The 16882-nt window shown below is 65.7% G+C and carries 16 protein-coding genes; 4 read left to right on the top strand and 12 right to left on the bottom strand.

From position 1 onward, the window contains the following. Positions 1-2: 2 nt before the first annotated feature. The 3 genes from purF (at position 3) to JQ592_RS12080 (ending at position 3865) form a co-directional block, all read left to right on the top strand. Entirely contained in the window at positions 3-1526 is a 1524-nt protein-coding gene (purF, locus tag JQ592_RS12070) for an amidophosphoribosyltransferase (protein ID WP_211403076.1), read from the top strand. Positions 1527-1671: 145 nt separating this feature from the next. Continuing rightward, positions 1672-2412, top strand: a complete 741-nt coding sequence (locus JQ592_RS12075) for an SDR family NAD(P)-dependent oxidoreductase (protein WP_211403077.1) — start codon at positions 1672-1674, stop codon at positions 2410-2412. A 229-nt stretch (positions 2413-2641) separates the two neighbouring features. After that, positions 2642-3865, top strand: coding sequence for an ABC transporter substrate-binding protein (locus JQ592_RS12080; protein ID WP_211403078.1), 1224 nt, complete (start codon positions 2642-2644; stop codon positions 3863-3865). A 141-nt stretch (positions 3866-4006) separates the two neighbouring features. Here the strand turns inward: JQ592_RS12080 and JQ592_RS12085 are convergent, their stop codons facing one another. From JQ592_RS12085 to JQ592_RS12120, 8 genes are all read right to left on the bottom strand, one after another. Further along, a complete protein-coding gene (locus tag JQ592_RS12085) occupies positions 4007-5257 on the bottom strand; it encodes a TCR/Tet family MFS transporter (protein ID WP_211403079.1) in 1251 nt (416 codons plus the stop codon). Continuing rightward, positions 5254-6636 (bottom strand): ribosome biogenesis GTPase Der, encoded by a 1383-nt coding sequence (der, locus tag JQ592_RS12090; RefSeq protein ID WP_211403080.1) that lies wholly within the window; start codon positions 6634-6636, stop codon positions 5254-5256. The genes JQ592_RS12085 and der overlap by 4 nt, the downstream gene beginning before the upstream one ends. A gap of 46 nt (positions 6637-6682) precedes the next feature. Then, positions 6683-7231 (bottom strand): hypothetical protein, encoded by a 549-nt coding sequence (locus tag JQ592_RS12095; protein WP_211403081.1) that lies wholly within the window; start codon positions 7229-7231, stop codon positions 6683-6685. A gap of 43 nt (positions 7232-7274) precedes the next feature. Beyond that, entirely contained in the window at positions 7275-7928 is a 654-nt protein-coding gene (locus JQ592_RS12100) for a tetratricopeptide repeat protein (RefSeq protein WP_211403082.1), read from the bottom strand. 168 nt (positions 7929-8096) lie between these two features. Next, positions 8097-9686 (bottom strand): class I adenylate-forming enzyme family protein, encoded by a 1590-nt coding sequence (locus tag JQ592_RS12105; RefSeq protein ID WP_211403083.1) that lies wholly within the window; start codon positions 9684-9686, stop codon positions 8097-8099. Between the two features lie 72 nt (positions 9687-9758). Continuing rightward, complete coding sequence (locus JQ592_RS12110) at positions 9759-10343, bottom strand: NnrU family protein (protein WP_211403084.1); 585 nt, start codon at positions 10341-10343, stop codon at positions 9759-9761. A gap of 73 nt (positions 10344-10416) precedes the next feature. Further along, entirely contained in the window at positions 10417-10995 is a 579-nt protein-coding gene (locus JQ592_RS12115; RefSeq protein WP_211403085.1) for a hypothetical protein, read from the bottom strand. Positions 10996-11092: 97 nt separating this feature from the next. Next, positions 11093-12715 (bottom strand): peptide chain release factor 3, encoded by a 1623-nt coding sequence (locus JQ592_RS12120; protein WP_211403086.1) that lies wholly within the window; start codon positions 12713-12715, stop codon positions 11093-11095. Positions 12716-12874: 159 nt separating this feature from the next. Between JQ592_RS12120 and sugE the strand changes: the two genes are divergently transcribed. Continuing rightward, the gene (gene sugE, locus JQ592_RS12125; protein WP_211403087.1) at positions 12875-13189 is read left to right on the top strand and encodes a quaternary ammonium compound efflux SMR transporter SugE; all 315 of its coding nucleotides are present in this window, start codon (positions 12875-12877) and stop codon (positions 13187-13189) included. Here sugE and JQ592_RS12130 read toward each other — a convergent pair. From JQ592_RS12130 to JQ592_RS12145, 4 genes are all read right to left on the bottom strand, one after another. Next, positions 13182-14189, bottom strand: a complete 1008-nt coding sequence (locus JQ592_RS12130) for an inorganic phosphate transporter (protein ID WP_211403088.1) — start codon at positions 14187-14189, stop codon at positions 13182-13184. The two genes, sugE and JQ592_RS12130, sit on opposite strands and share 8 nt — an antisense overlap. Positions 14190-14198: 9 nt before the next feature. Next, a complete protein-coding gene (locus tag JQ592_RS12135) occupies positions 14199-14843 on the bottom strand; it encodes a DUF47 domain-containing protein (protein ID WP_211403089.1) in 645 nt (214 codons plus the stop codon). A 156-nt stretch (positions 14844-14999) separates the two neighbouring features. Beyond that, entirely contained in the window at positions 15000-15968 is a 969-nt protein-coding gene (locus JQ592_RS12140) for a branched-chain amino acid ABC transporter permease (RefSeq protein WP_211403090.1), read from the bottom strand. 1 nt (position 15969) lies between these two features. Next, positions 15970-16833, bottom strand: a complete 864-nt coding sequence (locus JQ592_RS12145; RefSeq protein WP_145641006.1) for a branched-chain amino acid ABC transporter permease — start codon at positions 16831-16833, stop codon at positions 15970-15972. Between the last annotated feature and the right edge of the window lie 49 nt (positions 16834-16882).

Here is a 16882-nt window from a genome sequence, read left to right on the forward strand (position 1 = left end):
AGATGCGACACCCTGACCAGGACGCTGAACTTGATCTCGACGCCAAGGCCGGTTTGGGCCCGTCCGCGCTGGAGCTTCAGGACGATCTGGAAGGGGATACGCTGCGCGAGGAATGCGGCGTCTTCGGCATCTACGGCCACCCCGACGCCGCCGCCATCACCGCGCTCGGCCTCCACGCCCTGCAGCACCGCGGCCAGGAGGCCGCCGGCATCGTCTCCTACGACGGCAGCCGCTTTCACTCGGAACGCCGCCTCGGCCTCGTCGGCGACACCTTCTCCCGCCGCGAGGTGATCGACCGCCTGCCCGGCAGCATGGCGGTCGGCCATGTCCGCTATTCCACCACCGGCGCCACCATCCTGCGCAACGTGCAGCCGCTGTTCGCCGAGCTCAACGCCGGCGGCCTCGCGGTCGCCCATAACGGCAACCTCACCAACGGCCTGACGCTCCGCCGCGAGCTCGTGAGGCACGGCGCGATGATGCAGTCGACCACCGACACCGAGGTGATCCTGCACCTGGTCGCGCGCTCCAAGCGCGCCCGCTTCATCGAGCGCTATATCGACGCGCTGCGCGAGATCGAGGGCGCCTATGCGCTGGTCTCGCTCACCAACAAGAAGCTGGTCGGCGCGCGCGATCCGCGCGGCATCCGCCCGCTCGTGCTCGGCGAGCTCGACGGCTGCCCGATCCTGACCTCGGAGACCTGCGCGCTCGACATCATCGGCGCGCGCTTCGTGCGCGACATCGAGCCCGGCGAAGTCATCGTGTTCGACGAGAACGGCCAGGACATCCACAAGCCGTTCCCGCCGATGGCGCCGCGCCCCTGCATCTTCGAATACATCTACTTCTCCCGGCCCGATTCCATCGTCCACGGCCGCTCGGTCTACGAGGTGCGCAAGGCCTTCGGTGCGCAGCTCGCGCGCGAGAGCCACGTGCCGATCGACGTCGTGGTGCCGGTGCCGGATTCCGGCGTGCCGGCCGCGGTCGGCTACAGCCAGCATTCCGGCGTGCCGTTCGAGCTCGGCATCATCCGCAACCACTATGTCGGCCGCACCTTCATCCAGCCGACGCAGGCGATCCGCGAATCCGGCGTGCGCATGAAGCACTCGGCCAACCGCGCCGCGATCGAAGGCAAGCGCATCATCCTGATCGACGACTCGCTCGTGCGCGGCACCACCTCGAAGAAGATCGTACGCATGATGCGCGACGCGGGCGCCAAGGAAGTCCATTTCCGCCTTGCTTCGCCGCCGATCCTCTATCCCGACTATTACGGCATCGACCTGCCCGACCGCGGCGGTCTGCTCGCAGCGACGCATTCGCTGGAGGAGATGCGCGAGATCATCGGCGCCGACTCGCTCGCCTTCCTGTCGATCGACGGCATGTACCGCGCCATGGGCGAGCCCGGCCGCGACCCCGCCAATCCGAAATTCTCGGACCATTGCTTCACCGGCGCCTACCCGACCCACCTCACCGACCAGACCCAGACCGAGCCGCAGCCGCGGCAGCTGTCCCTGCTGGCGGAAGCGAGCTGACGGCTGTCGTCCTGGCGAAAGCCAGGACCCATTACCCCAGGCTCCCGTGGTTCGAAGAAGGTGTAACAACCGCCTTGCCATGCCAGAACCTTCACGGCGTATGGGTCCTGGCTTTCGCCAGGACGACGCTGGATAGAGCCTTTCGATGACAAAGCCCCTCGCCGACCGCATCGCTCTCGTCACCGGCGCCTCGCGCGGCATCGGTTTCGCCACCGCCAAGGCACTGGCCAAGGCCGGCGCACATATCGTGGCGACGGCGCGGACGCAGGGCGGGCTGGAAGAGCTCGACGACGAGATCCGGAAAGAGGGCGGCAGCGCCACCCTGGTGCCGCTCAATCTCACCGATTCCGACGGCATCGCGCGGCTGGGCGCCGGCCTGCACGAGCGCTATGGCAAGCTCGACATTATGGTCGGCAATGCCGGCGTGCTCGGCCCCTCCTCGCCGATCGGCCATATCGAGCTGAAGGCCTTCAACGACGTGATGGCCGTGAACGTCTCCGCGAACTTCCAGCTGATCCGCTGCATGGAGCCGCTGCTGAAGCAGTCCGATGCCGGCCGCGCCGTGTTCATCACCTCGGGCGCCGCCAACAAGGCGACCGCCTATGTCAGCCCCTACGCCGCCTCCAAGGCCGCGCTGGAAACGCTGGCGCGCGCCTGGGCGCAGGAGACCGCGAACACGCCTCTGCGCGTCACCCTGTTCAACCCGGGGCCGATCCGCACCCGCATGCGCGCCACGCTGATGCCGGGCGAAGACCCTGAGACGCTGGATACGCCCGAGCAGGTCGCCGAGCTCATCGTGCCGCTGTGCGCGCCCGACTGGACCGAGACCGGCAAGTTCTACGACTACAGGACTCGCAGCCTGATGAGCTTCCGCTCGCCCGCCTGATTGACTCACGACGCAGCTCGGCAAGCCCGAAATTCAAGCTGACGTCGGACGCGCTCAAATAGCGTCTTAACGCATTTTGCCCAATAGTTAACCGTCGGATGACGCTACGACGCAGCCTCATCCGGCTTTAGGTGCATTGCCGCCGGCCGTGGGACACGGTAGAGCCATCGACAGGAACAAGGCTCCGCAAGAGAGCCGTCCGAATATTAGACAATGGAGGAGACCTTTTATGACGACGTTCGCGCGCCGCACTGCGGCTCTTCTGGCATGCGCCACTTTCGGTTTTGCAACATCCGCCTACGCGCAGGACAAGACCATCAAGATCGGCGTGCTTAACGACATGTCGAGCCTCTATGCCGATATCGGCGGCCCGAACTCGGTCGCAGCGGTGAAAATGGCGGTCGAGGATTCCGGCCTGAAGGCCAAGGGCTGGACCATCGAGGTCCTCTCCGGCGACCACCAGAACAAGCCCGACATCGGCGTCAACATCGCCCGGCAATGGATCGACGCCGACAAGGTCGACGCCATCGCCGATACGCCGAGCTCCGGCGTTGCGCTCGCGGTGAGCAATCTCGTCAAGGATAAGAATTCGGTGCTGCTCAATTCGGGTGCGGCGACCGCCGACCTCACCGGCAAGGCCTGCACGCCCAACACCATCTCCTTCACCTACGACACCTACATGCTCGCCAACGGCACCGGCAAGGCCCTGACGAAAGCAGGCGGCGACAGCTGGTTCTTCCTGACCGCGGACTACGCCTTCGGCCACGCGCTAGAGCGTGACACCAGCGCCGTCGTCACGGCCACCGGCGGCAAGGTGCTCGGCGGCGTCAAGCATCCGCTCAACTCGTCCGACTTCTCGTCCTTCCTGCTGCAGGCGCAGTCCTCGAAGGCCAAGGTCATCGGCCTTGCCAACGCCGGCGGCGACACCACCAACGCGATCAAGCAGGCGGCCGAGTTCGGCATCGTGGCCGGCGGCCAGAAACTCGCGGCGCTGCTGCTGTTCATCAATGACGTGCACTCGCTCGGCCTGAAGACAGCGCAGGGTCTGACCTTCACCGAGTCCTTCTACTGGGATCTCAACGACGGTACCCGCGAATGGTCGAAGCGCTTCCAGAAGGTTTCGCCCAAGGGCGCGATGCCGTCGATGACGGTTGCGGGCCTCTATGCCGAGATCCTGCATTACCTGAAGGCGATGGATGCGATCGGCAGCAATCCGCATGACGGCGCCAAGGTCGTCGCCAAGATGAAGGAACTGCCGACCGACGATCCGCTGTTCGGCAAGGGCCCGCTGCGCGCCGACGGCCGCCGCCTCATCCCGGCCTATCTGTTCGAGGTGAAGAAGCCGGAGGAATCGAAGGGCCCGTGGGACTATTACAAGCTCGTCGCCACCATCGCGCCGGAAGACGCGGCCAAGCCGCTCGAGGCGAGCGATTGCCCGCTGGTGAAGAAATAAGAAGTCGTAGGGTGGGTTAGCACGCGGCTGCGCAAAGCGCAGTCCGCTGGCGTAACCCACCACTTCTATCTCTGCGGAAATCAAAGAGGTGGGTTACGCCTCGCGGTTTGCGCTTCGCGCGATCCGCGAGGCTAACCCACCCTACGATTTGGCGGCGCCCAGCGCCCGCAGCGCGATCGCCACGCATATCACCATCAGCACCGCCGCGAGCAGGAACGGCGCGCCGGGCAGATGCAGCGGCGCACTGGTGCCGATGAAATAGGAAAACGTCAGCGTGAACAGGAACGGGCCGACGAGCTGCGATACGCTCTGCACGCTCGCGGTCGCGCCCTGCAGCTGGCCCTGCTGATCGGGCGCGACCAGCCGCGTCATCAGCGACTGCATGGCGGCCCCTGAGATGCCCCACAGCGACATCACGGGAATGCCGATCCAGAACAACCGCCCGGTCGGCGCAGCCCCGAAGATCACGAAGCCGATCGCGCCACAGCAGAGGCCGAGCAACAGGGCCTTTCGCTCGCCGAGCACGCGCACGATCGGGCCGATGGCGAGCCCCTGCACCACCATGGCGCAGATGCCGACCATCGCCAGCGTCAGGCCCACCGTCTTGGAATCCCAGCCGTAGCGATAGGTCGCATAGAGCACGAAGGTCGAGGGCAGCACGACATGCGCGACCTGCGCGATGAAATTGACGATCGACAGACCGGCCAGCGCTGCGTTGCTGCGGAGCAGACGCAATGCGCCGACCGGATTGGCGCTGGTCCAGTGGAACGGCGCGCGTCTTTCCGGCGCCAGCGATTCCGGCAGCACCAGCAGTCCATAGAGCGCATTGGCAAAGCTCAAGGCTGCCGCGGCCCAGAACGGCAGGCGCGGATCGATGTCGCCGAGCAGGCCGCCCAGCGCGGGGCCCAGGATGAAGCCGGCGCCGAACGCGGCTCCAATCCTGCCGAACACCGCCGCGCGCCGCTCCGGCGGCGTGATGTCGGCGATGTAGGCAAAGGCGGTCGAGATGCTGGCCGAGGTGATGCCTGATATCACGCGGCCGATGAACAGCCACACCAGGGACGGTGCGAGCGCCATCAGCACATAGTCGGCCGCGAGCCCGAAATTCGACAGCAGCACCACCGGCCGCCGTCCGAAGCGGTCGGACAGCGCACCTAACACCGGCGAGAACACGAACTGCATCAGCGCCCAGGCGGTGCCGAACAGGCCGAAGATGCGGGCCGCATGTGCGGTGTCGTTGTCGACGAAGCCTTCGATCAGCTTTGGCAGGACCGGCATGATCACGCCGAGCGCGACCATGTCGAGCAGGATGGTGACGAAGATGAAGGCGACCGCGCCGCGCCGGAGTGGCGCAGCGCCCTGCGCCATCGCCTCGCTGGCGCCGTCGCTCACGACGGCCGCTTGCGCTTGTGCGCGAAGGGATTGGCCTTCTCGCGCAGGGTGATGCGCACCGGCGTGCCGGGCAGCTCAAACGTCTCGCGCATGGAGTTCGTCAAGTAGCGCAAATAGGACTGCGGCACCGCATCGGCACGCGAACAGAACAGCACGAAGCTCGGCGGACGCGCCTTGGTCTGCGTGATGTAGTTCAGCTTCAGCCTGCGGCCGGACACCGCGGGCGGCGGATTGGCCTGGATCGCCTGCTCGAACCAGCGATTGAGCGCCGCCGTCGGCACGCGCCTGTTCCAGACCGCGTAGGCGTCCTGGATCGCCTGCATCAGGCGATCGATGCCCTCGCCCATCAGGCCCGAGACGGCGACGATGGGCACGCCCTTGACCTGCGGCAGCCAGTGATCGGCATCGCGGCGCAGGCCCGAGATCGCGCCGCCGCCCTTGGTCTCCATCAGGTCCCATTTGTTGACGGCGAGCACGACCGCGCGGCCCTCGCGCTCGATCAGGTCGGCAATGCGCAGATCCTGCTCCTCGAAGCGGTTCTGCGAATCCATCATGAGCACGACGACTTCGGCAAAGCGCACGGCGCGCAGCGCGTCGGCGACCGAGAGCTTTTCCAGCTTCTCCTCGATGCGCGAGCGCCGGCGCAGGCCCGCGGTGTCGAACACGCGGAAATCGCGGCCCTTCCAGTTGATCTCGACCGCGATGGAATCGCGCGTGGTGCCGGCCTCCGGGCTCGTCAGCAGGCGCTCCTCGCCGAGCAGATGGTTGATCAGCGTCGACTTGCCGGCGTTGGGCCGGCCGACGATGGCGACCCGGATCGGACGCGTCGCGGCCTCCTCCTCGGAGAGCGGCTCGTCGTCCTCGATCTCATCGTCCTCGACGGGCTCCGGCATGAGCTTGGCGAGCGCATCGTAGAGCTCGCCCATGCCCTCGCCGTGCTCGGCCGAGATCTGGATGGGATCGCCGAGGCCGAGCGCGAAGGCTTCCATCGCACCGGCATCGCCATGCTTGCCCTCGCTCTTGTTGGCGACCAGCAGCACCGGCTTGTTGGCCTTGCGGGCGAAATCGGCGAAGGCGCGATCGGTGGGCGTAAGGCCGATGCGGGCGTCGATCACGAAGAACAGCGCGTCGGCCTGCGCGATCGCAGTCTCGGTCTGCTCCTGCATGCGCGCTGTGAGCGAGCCCCTGGCGCCCTCGTCGAGGCCGGCGGTGTCGATGATGATGAACTGGAGGTCGCCGAGCCTGGCCTCACCCTCGCGGCGATCGCGGGTGACGCCCGGCAGGTCATCGACGAGCGCGAGCTTCTGTCCGACCAGGCGGTTGAACAGCGTCGACTTGCCGACATTGGGCCGGCCGATGATGGCGATCGTGAAGGACATCGGTCATTCGTGCGCTGCCGGGGCTGCGCCTGTCAATGCAATGGAATTAGCGCGAGAAACTGCCGCTCGGCAGCGGCGCCGGGAAGCCGCCTTGCGATTGCTGCTGCGTGGTCTGGGTCGGTTGCGCCTGCTGGACCGGCTGGTCCGGCGGCGGCGCGGTGGTGCGCTTGCGCACGATCTTCTGCTTGGGCGGGGGAGCAGCCGTGGGTGGCGCGGCCTCGGGCTGGGCCTCGCCATCGACCTCGCCGGCGGGCGCCTCAGCCGGTGCGGCGGCGGTGGCCGGCTGATGGGACTTCTTCGCCTTGGCACCCTTGGCCGGTTTGGCTGGCTCGGGCGGCGGCTCGGCAGGCAGGGCCGCGACGGCAGGCGCGTTCGGATCCGGCTGCTGCTGCGCGCCCTTGTACATCTCTTTCGGGACACCCTGCTCGAGACCCGGAACGCCCTCGGGGAAGACCGGCTTGCGATCGCCCGGCAGCTTCTTCTTGGTGTCGAGGAAGTCGAGCATGTCGCTTGGATCGAAGCTGGAGCAGCCGCCCAGGACGCCCGTGAAGGCGATCAGGACGGCGGCTGCGATCAAGCGTGGCGTACGGCGCATATCGTATCTCGTCAGGTCAGAGAGCCCGTCGGTCAGCTCTTGGTCAGCTTTTGGCGACGGGCGGCAACAGAGCCGCCAGCGCCTCGGCACGGGAACGCAGGCCCGGCGGCGTCTCGCCGTCCTCGGCGATCGCGTCGAGCCATTTGCGGGTCGCGGTCATGTCATTGTTGCGCCAGGCCGACAGCGCCAGCATCTCGCGCGCAGTATGGCGGAAGGTCGATTTCGGGGTGGCCGAGGCCTCGAGCCGCTGCTGCATGTCGGCATAGGAGGCGCTGTCGACCAGGAGGCCGGCAGCGCGGATCCTGGCCAGATCCTGCCATTCGCCGCCGACACCGCGGTCGGCAGCGATGTCGTCATACAGCTTGGCGGCCGCCTTGGGGTCGCGGCTGGCAGCCTCGGCTGCGGCGCGCAGCCGCGCCAGGGTGCGATAGCCGGACGGGGCCTTGGCGGCGAGCTCGGTGAAGGCGGTCTCGGCCTCGGCATGCTTGCCCTGCTCGGACAGCTCGACGGCCTTCTCGAAAGCGGCGCCGGCCTCGGCGGCCTTCTTGGCCTCCAGGTACTTATTACCCTGCCAGCCAGCGGCACCGGCCACGATCAGCACCATCAGGGCGATGAAGTAGATCGAATACTTGTCCCACAGCTTCTTGAACTGTTCGCGACGTACTTCCTCGTCGACTTCGTCAAATAATTCAGACACTTATGCTAATCCCATGCCCGTCCGGGTGCGCGCGCCAAGGCGTTCGCGTCAGGAATCCCGTCCCCCGTGTGGCGGCGAGGTACCCTAACGATATGGCGGTGGCAAGGCAAAGCGAGCCCGATCAAGGCGTTAACCACCCGCCAGTGCCCGGAAAGCCGCCTGCCCGGCTCAGGTTCCCAAGATATCCCGCAGCTGCCGCTTCAGCACCTTGCCGTTGGCGTTGCGCGGCAGCGGCTCCGATGTGATCGCCATGGTCTCGGGGACCTTGTAGTCGGACAGCCGCTCGGCGCACCAGGCTCGCAAGTCGGCGTCGGCAACGGGTGCGCGCGTCACCACCACGGCATGGACGCGCTCGCCCAGCACCGGGCAGGCCCTGGCGATGATCGCGCTCTCGATCACCGCAGGATGCCCCGCCAGCACGGATTCGACCTCGGCCGAATAGATCTTCAGGCCGCCGCGATTGATCATGTCCTTCTGCCGGTCGAACACGCGCACGAAGCCTTCCGCATCGACCGAGCCGAGATCGCCCGAGTGCCAGAATCCGCCAGTGAAGCTCTCGGCAGTGGCCTTCGGATTATTCCAGTAGCCCTTGATGACGGAGGCGCTCTGGATCCAGAGCTCGCCGATCTCGCCAGGGGGAAGCTCGCGCCCGTCCGCATCCATCGCGACGATGCGTGCGCCGGGACACGGCAGGCCGACGCTGTCGATGTGGCTCGCCGTCAATTCGCCCGGCATGATCGTCGAAGGCGACGTCGTCTCGGTCGCGCCGTAGCAGTTCATCAGCTTGAGGCCGATCGTCGCCTTGAGCTTCTCGATGGTGGCGACCGGCATCGGCGCGCCGCCGAAGCCGCCGATGCGCCAGCTCGAGAGATCATAGCTGTCGAAATCGGGCTGCAGCAGGCAGAGATTATACATCGCCGGCACCATCACCGTGTAGGTGACGCGCTCGCGCGCGGCGAGCCTGAGATAATCGGCGGCCTTGAACTCCGGCATGATGATCAGCACGCCCGCGCAGCGGATCATGGTGGTGATGTTGGCGACGACGCCGGTGACGTGGCCGAGCGGCACGGCTGCGATGGAGCGATCCGCCTCTGTCAATTGCAGGCAGGACACGAACACCATCGAGGAATGGACGATGTTGCAATGGGCCAGCATCGCGCCCTTCGGCTTGCCGGTCGTGCCCGAGGTGTAGAGGATCATCGCGGTGTCCTCCTCGCTCGTCTCGACCGGGGCCGGCGCCGGCGGATTGTCTGCGAGCACCGCGAAGCGCGACAGCTGCGGATCGTCATCGACGGCGATGCGGTGGATCACGTCGGGCACATCTTGCGCCTCGGGCAGCCGCTCGGCGAGCGCCGCTTCGTGGATCAGGATCTTGGCACCGCAATCGGCGAGCACATAGGCGATCTCCGGCTTCTGCTGGCGCGTGCTGAGCAGCACCGTGATGAGGCCCTCATGCGCGGCAGCGAACAGCAGCAGCGGAAATTCGATGCGGTTGCCGAGCAGGATCGCGACGCGATCGCCGCGCTGCAGACCGAGCTTGCGAAAGCCCGCCGCGATCCGCGCGGCCTGCTCCACCGCCTGCCGCCAGCTCAGACGGACATTGCCTGCGATCAGCGCTTCGCCATCGGGATTGCGGGCGCAGGCGTCCGCAATCATCGCCCAAAGACTCGCCGGCCGGTCGGAGAACGCCGGGACAACCCGATCGCCAAAGCGCGCCTCGTACCGCATCGGCGGGATTTTTGAATGCGACCAGTCCATCGGAGCGCCTCGGCTTGTTGCTCTTGTTATCTTCCCCGCACGGTCACGCGAGTCCCGTCTTGCGCTGATCGGCTAGACGCCCACGACGGGAACACCGATCACGACCGGGTGGAACGCAAAGGCCAGCGCCAGATAGGCGACGACGCCGACGGCAACGGCGATCAGATCATTGGTGACGCCGCCGACCGGAATCGGCGGGCCGCCGGCATCCTTGCGATGCTTCAGCGTGATGCGGTCATAGACCGCCCAGCCCAGGAACGAGCCGAACAGGATGATGGAGCCGAGATCGCCATTGGCGAGCAGATGCGCGGCCGCCCACAGCTTGATGCCGGCCAGCATCGGGTGCTTCAGCGTCGCATAGATGCGCCCGCGCAAATAGGAGGCGACCACCAGGATGACGGCGGGAAGCATCAGCGCAAGCGTGATGTGCTTCAGCGCCTTCGGCGGATACCAGACGTCGATCCAGCCGGAGCTGCGATAATGGCCAAAGCCCCAGATGATCAGCGCCAGCCCCGCAAGCGAGACCACCGAGTAGAGGAGCTTGTAGGTCCCCTCGCCCAGCCTCGCGATGGCCTGCCCGCGCGCCTCGCGTTTCGTGGTGAAAACATGGGCCGCGAAAAACAGCACGAGCCCCAGGATCATGACCAGCAGACCCACGACATCCTCCCCTTTTGGCAAGCGCCCCCGCCTCTGAGGTATCATCGATTGGCCGATGCTCGCAACTGATGCGCTACTGACCGATCTGCCGGTTATCGACATAGCGGATCGCGATCGGCCGGCCGGCCAGGGCACCACCGAGACCGCTGGTGAATTTCAGCGGCAGGCAGGCGTCCAACGATGCATTGATGGCGTTCAAGTAGGTCGTTCGGGTGTCCGCGGGGACGCCCGCGGTCGCGTATGTGAGCCGCGGCGGCCCGATCAGGCTGCCCGCCTTGTTGAAGCTGAAGCGCACCGCCATCTGCATGCCCGCCCGCGCATTGTCCGCCGGCGGGGACCAGCAGGTGCGCAGCTCGGCGAAGAGGTCGCCGATGGTGTCGAGATCGTGATCCGGCTTCTGGTATTTGGCGCGATCGGCCGCGGACGGCACGCTCTCGATCGTCAGCTGCAGATTTTGCCCATAGGGATAGTCGATCTCGGGAATGCAGGGGCCTGGCTCGAGGGGACTGCAATAGGACGGTGTGCAGGGCCGATAGTCGAGCACGCTGCACGGCTCGTGCGCAAACGGAATCGGATTGATCTGGCGTCGCTGCGCGTCGGCGGCGTTCGTCGAGATCGTCAGCAGGATGAGAACGAGAATGCCGCGCCACATGGAGTAAGCTCGCAATGCCACGAGAAAAGTGGCATTGCCCATGACCGCGTCAAGTCCGCGCGCGTTCACATGCTCGCGCGCGACCGGCAGCGGCGCCCTACCCCTTCTTCTTGACGTCCTTGACGTTGGCGAACTCGATGCCCTCGGCGCGTTCTTTGGTGTAGCCGAGATAGAACTCGTTCCTGGCGAGGTACACGGGATCGCCGTCGACGTCGTCGGCGATGCTGGAGGTGTTGGCGGCGATGAAGGTGTCGAGCTTCTTGCGGTCCTCCGAGGAGACCCAGCGCGCCAGCTGGAACTCGCTGACCTCGAACTCGACCGGCAGCGAATATTCCGCCTCAAGCCGCGCCTTCAGCACGTCGAGCTGGAGCGCGCCGACCACGCCGACCAGCGCCGGGGCGCCGTCGCGCGGGCGGAACACCTGCACGACGCCCTCTTCCGACATCTGCTGCAGCGCTTCCTTGAGCTTCTTCGCCTTCATCGCGTCGGTGAGACGGACACGGCGGACGATTTCCGGCGCAAAGCTCGGCACGCCGACGAAGGTGAAATCCTCGCCCTCGGTCAGGGTATCGCCGATGCGCAGCGTGCCGTGATTGGGAATGCCGACGACGTCGCCGGCGAAGGCTTCATCGGCGACCGAGCGATCCTGTGCGAAGAAGAATTGCGGGCTCGACAGCGGCATGCTCTTGCCGGTGCGCACCAGCTTGGCCTTCATGCCGCGGCTGAGCTTGCCCGAGCACAGCCGCGCAAAGGCGATGCGGTCGCGGTGGTTCGGATCCATGTTGGCCTGGATCTTGAACACGAAGGCGCTCATGCGCGGATCGGTGGCCTCGACCTTGCGCTGATCGCTCTCCTGCGCGCGCGGCTCGGGCGCGAACCTGCCGAGACCTTCGAGCAGGTCGCCGACGCCGAAATTGCGCAGCGCGCTGCCGAAATAGACCGGTGTCAGATGGCCTTCGCGAAATGCTTCCAGCTCGAACGGTTTCGAGGCCTCGGTGACGAGTTCGAGCTCGTCCTTGACCGCTCCGACGTCGAGGTTCGCGTTGAGCTTGGCGAGCTCGGCGATCTCGATCTGCTGCGCCGCGCCGGTCTTGGCGCCGCCGCCTTCGAGCAGGCGCACGCCGCCGTTGACGACGTCATAGGTGCCGAGGAAGTCGCGGCCGCGGCCGACCGGCCAGGTCATCGGCGTGGTGTCGAGCGCCAGCGTCTTCTCGATCTCGTCGAGGAGCTCGAACACGTCGCGGCTCTCGCGGTCCATCTTGTTGATGAAGGTGATGATCGGGATGTCGCGCAAGCGGCACACCTCGAACAGCTTCCGGGTGCGCGCCTCGATGCCCTTGGCAGCGTCGATCACCATGACGGCGGAATCGACCGCCGTCAGCGTGCGATAGGTGTCTTCCGAAAAGTCCTCGTGGCCCGGCGTGTCCAGCAGGTTGAAGACGAGGCCTTCGAACTCGAAGGTCATCACCGAGGTCACGACCGAGATGCCGCGCTCGCGCTCGATCTTCATCCAGTCCGACCGCGTGTTGCGCCGCTCGCCCTTGGCCTTGACCTGGCCAGCCAGATTGATGGCGCCGCCGAACAGCAGCAGCTTTTCGGTCAGCGTGGTCTTGCCGGCGTCGGGGTGGGAGATGATCGCAAAGGTCCGCCGCCGCGCCACCTCAGTGGCAAGCGGGGAACGGGCCGGCGATTCGGCTGTGGTGGTCGCGATGTCGGACATGGCGGGAGCGTTTGGCAGGGAAAATGGGCTGGATCAAGCCTGATTTGGTGATTGCGGAGCCCCTCGGCCAGCCCCATATCGCGGTTTGGGAGGGACGGCCCTCCTTTCCCACCAACATATCAGCCGCGGGGACGACCCTGCCGTGAATGGAGGGTCGTCATGGCCTGGAGCATCCTGTTCGTCGCCGGCCTGCTCGAGATCACCTGGGCGATCGGCCTGAAATACACCGAGGGTTTTTCCAGGCTTGTTCCCTCCGTCATCACGCTCGCGGCGATGGCGGGCAGCGTCATCCTGCTCGGGTTCGCGCTCAAATCGCTGCCGGTCGGGACCGCCTATGCGGTCTGGACCGGGATCGGCGCAGTCGGCACCGCGATGCTCGGCATCGTCCTGTTCGGCGAGCCGGCCACGGCCTTTCGCCTCGCCAGCATCGGACTGATCGTCGCCGGCATCGTCGGGCTGAAGCTCGTCACCTGACGAAGATCTTGACCGCCCACCAGGTCAGCGCGGCCACGATGGCCGAGGCCGGGATCGTGATCACCCAGGCATAGACGATCGAGCTTGCGACGTTCCAGCGCACCGCCGAGACGCGACGGGCCGCGCCGACGCCGACGATGGCGCCGGTGATGGTGTGGGTGGTCGAGACGGGAACCCCGAGGAAGGTCGCCATGAACAGGGTCGCCGCGCCCCCCGTTTCGGCGCAGAAGCCCTGCATCGGCGTCAGCTTGGTGATGCGCAGGCCCATGGTGCGGACGATGCGCCAGCCGCCCATCAGCGTGCCCAGCGCCATCGCCGCCTGGCAGGACAGCACCACCCAGAACGGCACCGAGAACTCGCTGCCGAGATGGCCCTGCGAATACAGCAGCACGGCGATGATGCCCATGGTCTTCTGCGCGTCGTTGCCGCCATGGCCGAGCGAATAGAGCGAGGCGGAGGCGAATTGCAGGATGCGGAAGGCGCGATCCACGGCAAAGGGCGTCGAGCGCACCGAGGCCCAGGACACGATCGCAACCAGCATCATCGCGAGCAGGAAGCCGACCAGCGGCGACAGCACGATCGCCAGCACCGTCTTGGACAATCCGCTCCACACCGCCGCCGAAATCCCCGCTTTCGCCATGCCGCCGCCGACGAGGCCGCCGATCAGCGCGTGCGAGGATGAAGAGGGAATGCCGAGCGCCCAGGTCACGAGGTTCCAGACGATGGCGCCGACCAGAGCGGCGAAGATCACGTGGGCATCGACGATCGAGGGATCGATGATGCCGGTGCCGATGGTCTGGGCGACGTGCAGGCCGAACACCATGAAGGCGACGAAATTGAAGAACGCGGCCCAGAACACCGCGAATTGCGGCCGCAGCACGCGGGTCGAGACGATGGTCGCGATCGAATTGGCGGCGTCGTGCAGGCCGTTCAGGAAGTCGAACAGCAGCGCGACGGCGATCAGTCCGACCAGGACGGGAACACCCAACGCAGCATCCACGGGCCTGCCCTACACTTGCTCGATGACGATGCTGTTGATCTCGTTCGCGACGTCATCGAAGCGGTCGGCCACCTTCTCGAGGTGGTCGTAGATCTCGACGCCGACGATGAAGTCCATCGCGTTGCCCTCGCGGTGCTTCAGGAACAGCTCCTTCAGTCCGATGTCGTGGAGATCGTCGACGCGGCCTTCGAGCTTGCCAAGTTCTTCCGTGATCGCGGTCAGCATGGCGACGTTCGGACCGATCGATTGCATCAGCGGCAGCGCGCGGCCGACCAGATTGGCGCATTCGATCAGGAGCGCGCCGATCTCCCGCATCGGCGGCTCGAAGGCGCGGACCTCGAACAGCATCACGGCCTTGGCCGTTTGCTGCATCTGGTCGATGGCATCGTCCATCGAGGTGATGAGGTTCTTGATGTCGCCGCGGTCGAACGGGGTGATGAAGGTGCGGCGCACCGCCGTCAGCACCTCGCGGGTGATGTTGTCGGCATCGTTCTCGAACTGGTTGACGCGCTGGCAAAAGACCGGCGTCTCCTCGCCCCCGTTGAGCACGCCCTGGAGCGCAATCGCGCCCTGGATCACGGTCTGGGCATGGCGGTCGAACAGCTCGAAGAACCGCTCTTCCCTGGGCAGGAACGCACGAAACCATCGCATCATGGGGATAGGCTACCGGTTGGAAATGGCCCGGCCCGAGCGGGCCGTCACAAAACTGTCATAGACCATTTTCGATCCGCACGCGTGTCATCTCACGCCTGCGGAACCGGTTCATCCACCGCTTTCAGGTAACGGCTAACCTTGCATCAAATCAATGACTTAGAGCGAGCGTCGGAAGTAATGCGCGATTTCGCCAATGACGCCGCGGCGGAAGGTGAGCACGCAGATCACGAAGATCGAGCCCTGGATCACCGTCACCCACTGCCCGAAGCCCGCCAGATATTGCTGCATGGCGATGATCGCGAAGGCGCCGACGACGGGCCCGAAGATGGTGCCGAGGCCACCAACCAGCGTCATTAGTACGACTTCGCCCGACATCGACCAGTGCACGTCGGTGAGCGAGGCGTTTTGCGCCACGAACACCTTCAGCGATCCGGCGAAGCCCGCCAGCGTGCCGGACAGCACGAAGGCCAGGAACTTGTACTGGTCGGTCCGGTAGCCCAGCGAGATGGCGCGCTGCTCGTTCTCGCGGATCGACTTCAGCACCTCGCCAAACGGCGAATTGATGATGCGGAAGATCAGCAGGAACCCGGCGAGGAAGCCAGCCAGCACGACATAGTACAGCACCGTCGGCTTGGACAGATCGAGGACGCCGAACATGTGTCCCTGCGGAATGCCCTGGATGCCGTCCTCGCCATGGGTGAACGGGGCCTGGAGGTAGATGAAGTAGAGCAGCTGCGACAGCGCCAGCGTGATCATCGAGAAATAGATGCCCTGGCGGCGGATCGAGATGTAGCCGGTCACGATCGAGAGCACGAAAGCCGCGGCGACGCCGACGAGGATGCCGAGCTCCGGCGGCAGCCCCCACACCTTCAGCGCGTGCGCGCTGCAATAGCCGGCCGTGCCTAAGAACATCGCGTGGCCGAAGGACAAGAGGCCGCCATACCCGATCAGAAGATTGAAGGCGCAGGCGAGCAGCGCGAAGCACAGCGCCTGCATCACGAAGAACGGATAGACTCCCGTGAAAGGCACCGCCGCCAGCAGCAGCGCCATCACTGCGAATACGATCATCTCGTCGCGCATCGCACGCGGGCTCGCACGCAGCGTATCGTCCGTCAGGGTTGTCATATCAGGCCGCCCTTCCCGTCAATCCCGTCGGCTTCACCAGCAGCACCAGCACCATCAGCACGAACACGACGGTGTTGGAGGCCTCGGGGTAGAAATATTTGGTCAGGCCCTCGATCACACCGAGCGCGAAGCCCGTGATGATGGAGCCCATGATCGATCCCATGCCGCCGATCACCACCACGGCGAACACGACGATGATGAGGTCGGCGCCCATCAGCGGGCGCACCTGGTTGATCGGCGCCGAGAGCACGCCGGCGAGCGCCGCAAGGCCGACGCCGAGCCCGTAGGTCAGCGTGATCATGCGCGGCACGTTGATGCCGAAGGCGCGCACCAGCGTCGGGTTTTCGGTGGCGGCGCGCAGGTAAGCGCCTAGCTGCGTCTTCTCGATCAGGAACCAGGTGGCAAGACATACCACCAGCGAGAACACGACGACCCAGCCACGATAGATCGGCAGGAACATGAAGCCGAGATTCATGCCGCCCCTGAGCTGATCCGGAATGGCGTAAGGCAGGCCGGAGGAGCCGAAATAGTTCTGGAACACGCCCTGCACGATCAGCGCGATGCCGAAGGTCAGCAGCAGGCCGTAGAGATGGTCGAGCCCGGTCAGCCATTGCAGCATGGTCCGCTCCAGGATCATGCCGAAGATGCCGACGATGATCGGCGCCAGCAGCAACGCCCACCAGTAGTTGATGCCGCCGAGGTTCAGCAGGAAATAGGCCACGAAGGCGCCCATCATGTAGAGCGCGCCATGGGCGAAATTGATGATGTTGAGCATGCCGAAGATCACGGCAAGCCCGAGACTGAGCAGCGCGTAGAACGAGCCGTTGATCAGTCCCACCAGTAGCTGAGCGTAGAGAGCCTGCATCGATCCCGCACCCGGTCCCTTTTCGTCTTTCCTCAAAAGCGGGCCCGCG

This window comes from Bradyrhizobium iriomotense (assembly GCF_018129405.1).
Taxonomy (GTDB): domain Bacteria; phylum Pseudomonadota; class Alphaproteobacteria; order Rhizobiales; family Xanthobacteraceae; genus Bradyrhizobium; species Bradyrhizobium iriomotense_B.

Excerpts from the sequence above, each read along its gene's own strand:
- JQ592_RS12135 (WP_211403089.1), bottom strand. The coding sequence starts at position 14,843 with ATGATGCGATGGTTTCGTGCGTTCCTGCCCAGGGAAGAGCGGTTCTTC.
- der (WP_211403080.1), bottom strand. The coding sequence starts at position 6,636 with ATGTCCTTCACGATCGCCATCATCGGCCGGCCCAATGTCGGCAAGTCG.
- JQ592_RS12080 (WP_211403078.1), top strand. The coding sequence starts at position 2,642 with ATGACGACGTTCGCGCGCCGCACTGCGGCTCTTCTGGCATGCGCCACT.
- JQ592_RS12075 (WP_211403077.1), top strand. The coding sequence starts at position 1,672 with ATGACAAAGCCCCTCGCCGACCGCATCGCTCTCGTCACCGGCGCCTCG.
- JQ592_RS12140 (WP_211403090.1), bottom strand. The coding sequence starts at position 15,968 with ATGACAACCCTGACGGACGATACGCTGCGTGCGAGCCCGCGTGCGATG.
- JQ592_RS12095 (WP_211403081.1), bottom strand. The coding sequence starts at position 7,231 with ATGCGCCGTACGCCACGCTTGATCGCAGCCGCCGTCCTGATCGCCTTC.
- sugE (WP_211403087.1), top strand. The coding sequence starts at position 12,875 with ATGGCCTGGAGCATCCTGTTCGTCGCCGGCCTGCTCGAGATCACCTGG.
- JQ592_RS12145 (WP_145641006.1), bottom strand. The coding sequence starts at position 16,833 with ATGCAGGCTCTCTACGCTCAGCTACTGGTGGGACTGATCAACGGCTCG.
- JQ592_RS12115 (WP_211403085.1), bottom strand. The coding sequence starts at position 10,995 with ATGTGGCGCGGCATTCTCGTTCTCATCCTGCTGACGATCTCGACGAAC.
- JQ592_RS12120 (WP_211403086.1), bottom strand. The coding sequence starts at position 12,715 with ATGTCCGACATCGCGACCACCACAGCCGAATCGCCGGCCCGTTCCCCG.
- purF (WP_211403076.1), top strand. The coding sequence starts at position 3 with ATGCGACACCCTGACCAGGACGCTGAACTTGATCTCGACGCCAAGGCC.
- JQ592_RS12105 (WP_211403083.1), bottom strand. The coding sequence starts at position 9,686 with ATGGACTGGTCGCATTCAAAAATCCCGCCGATGCGGTACGAGGCGCGC.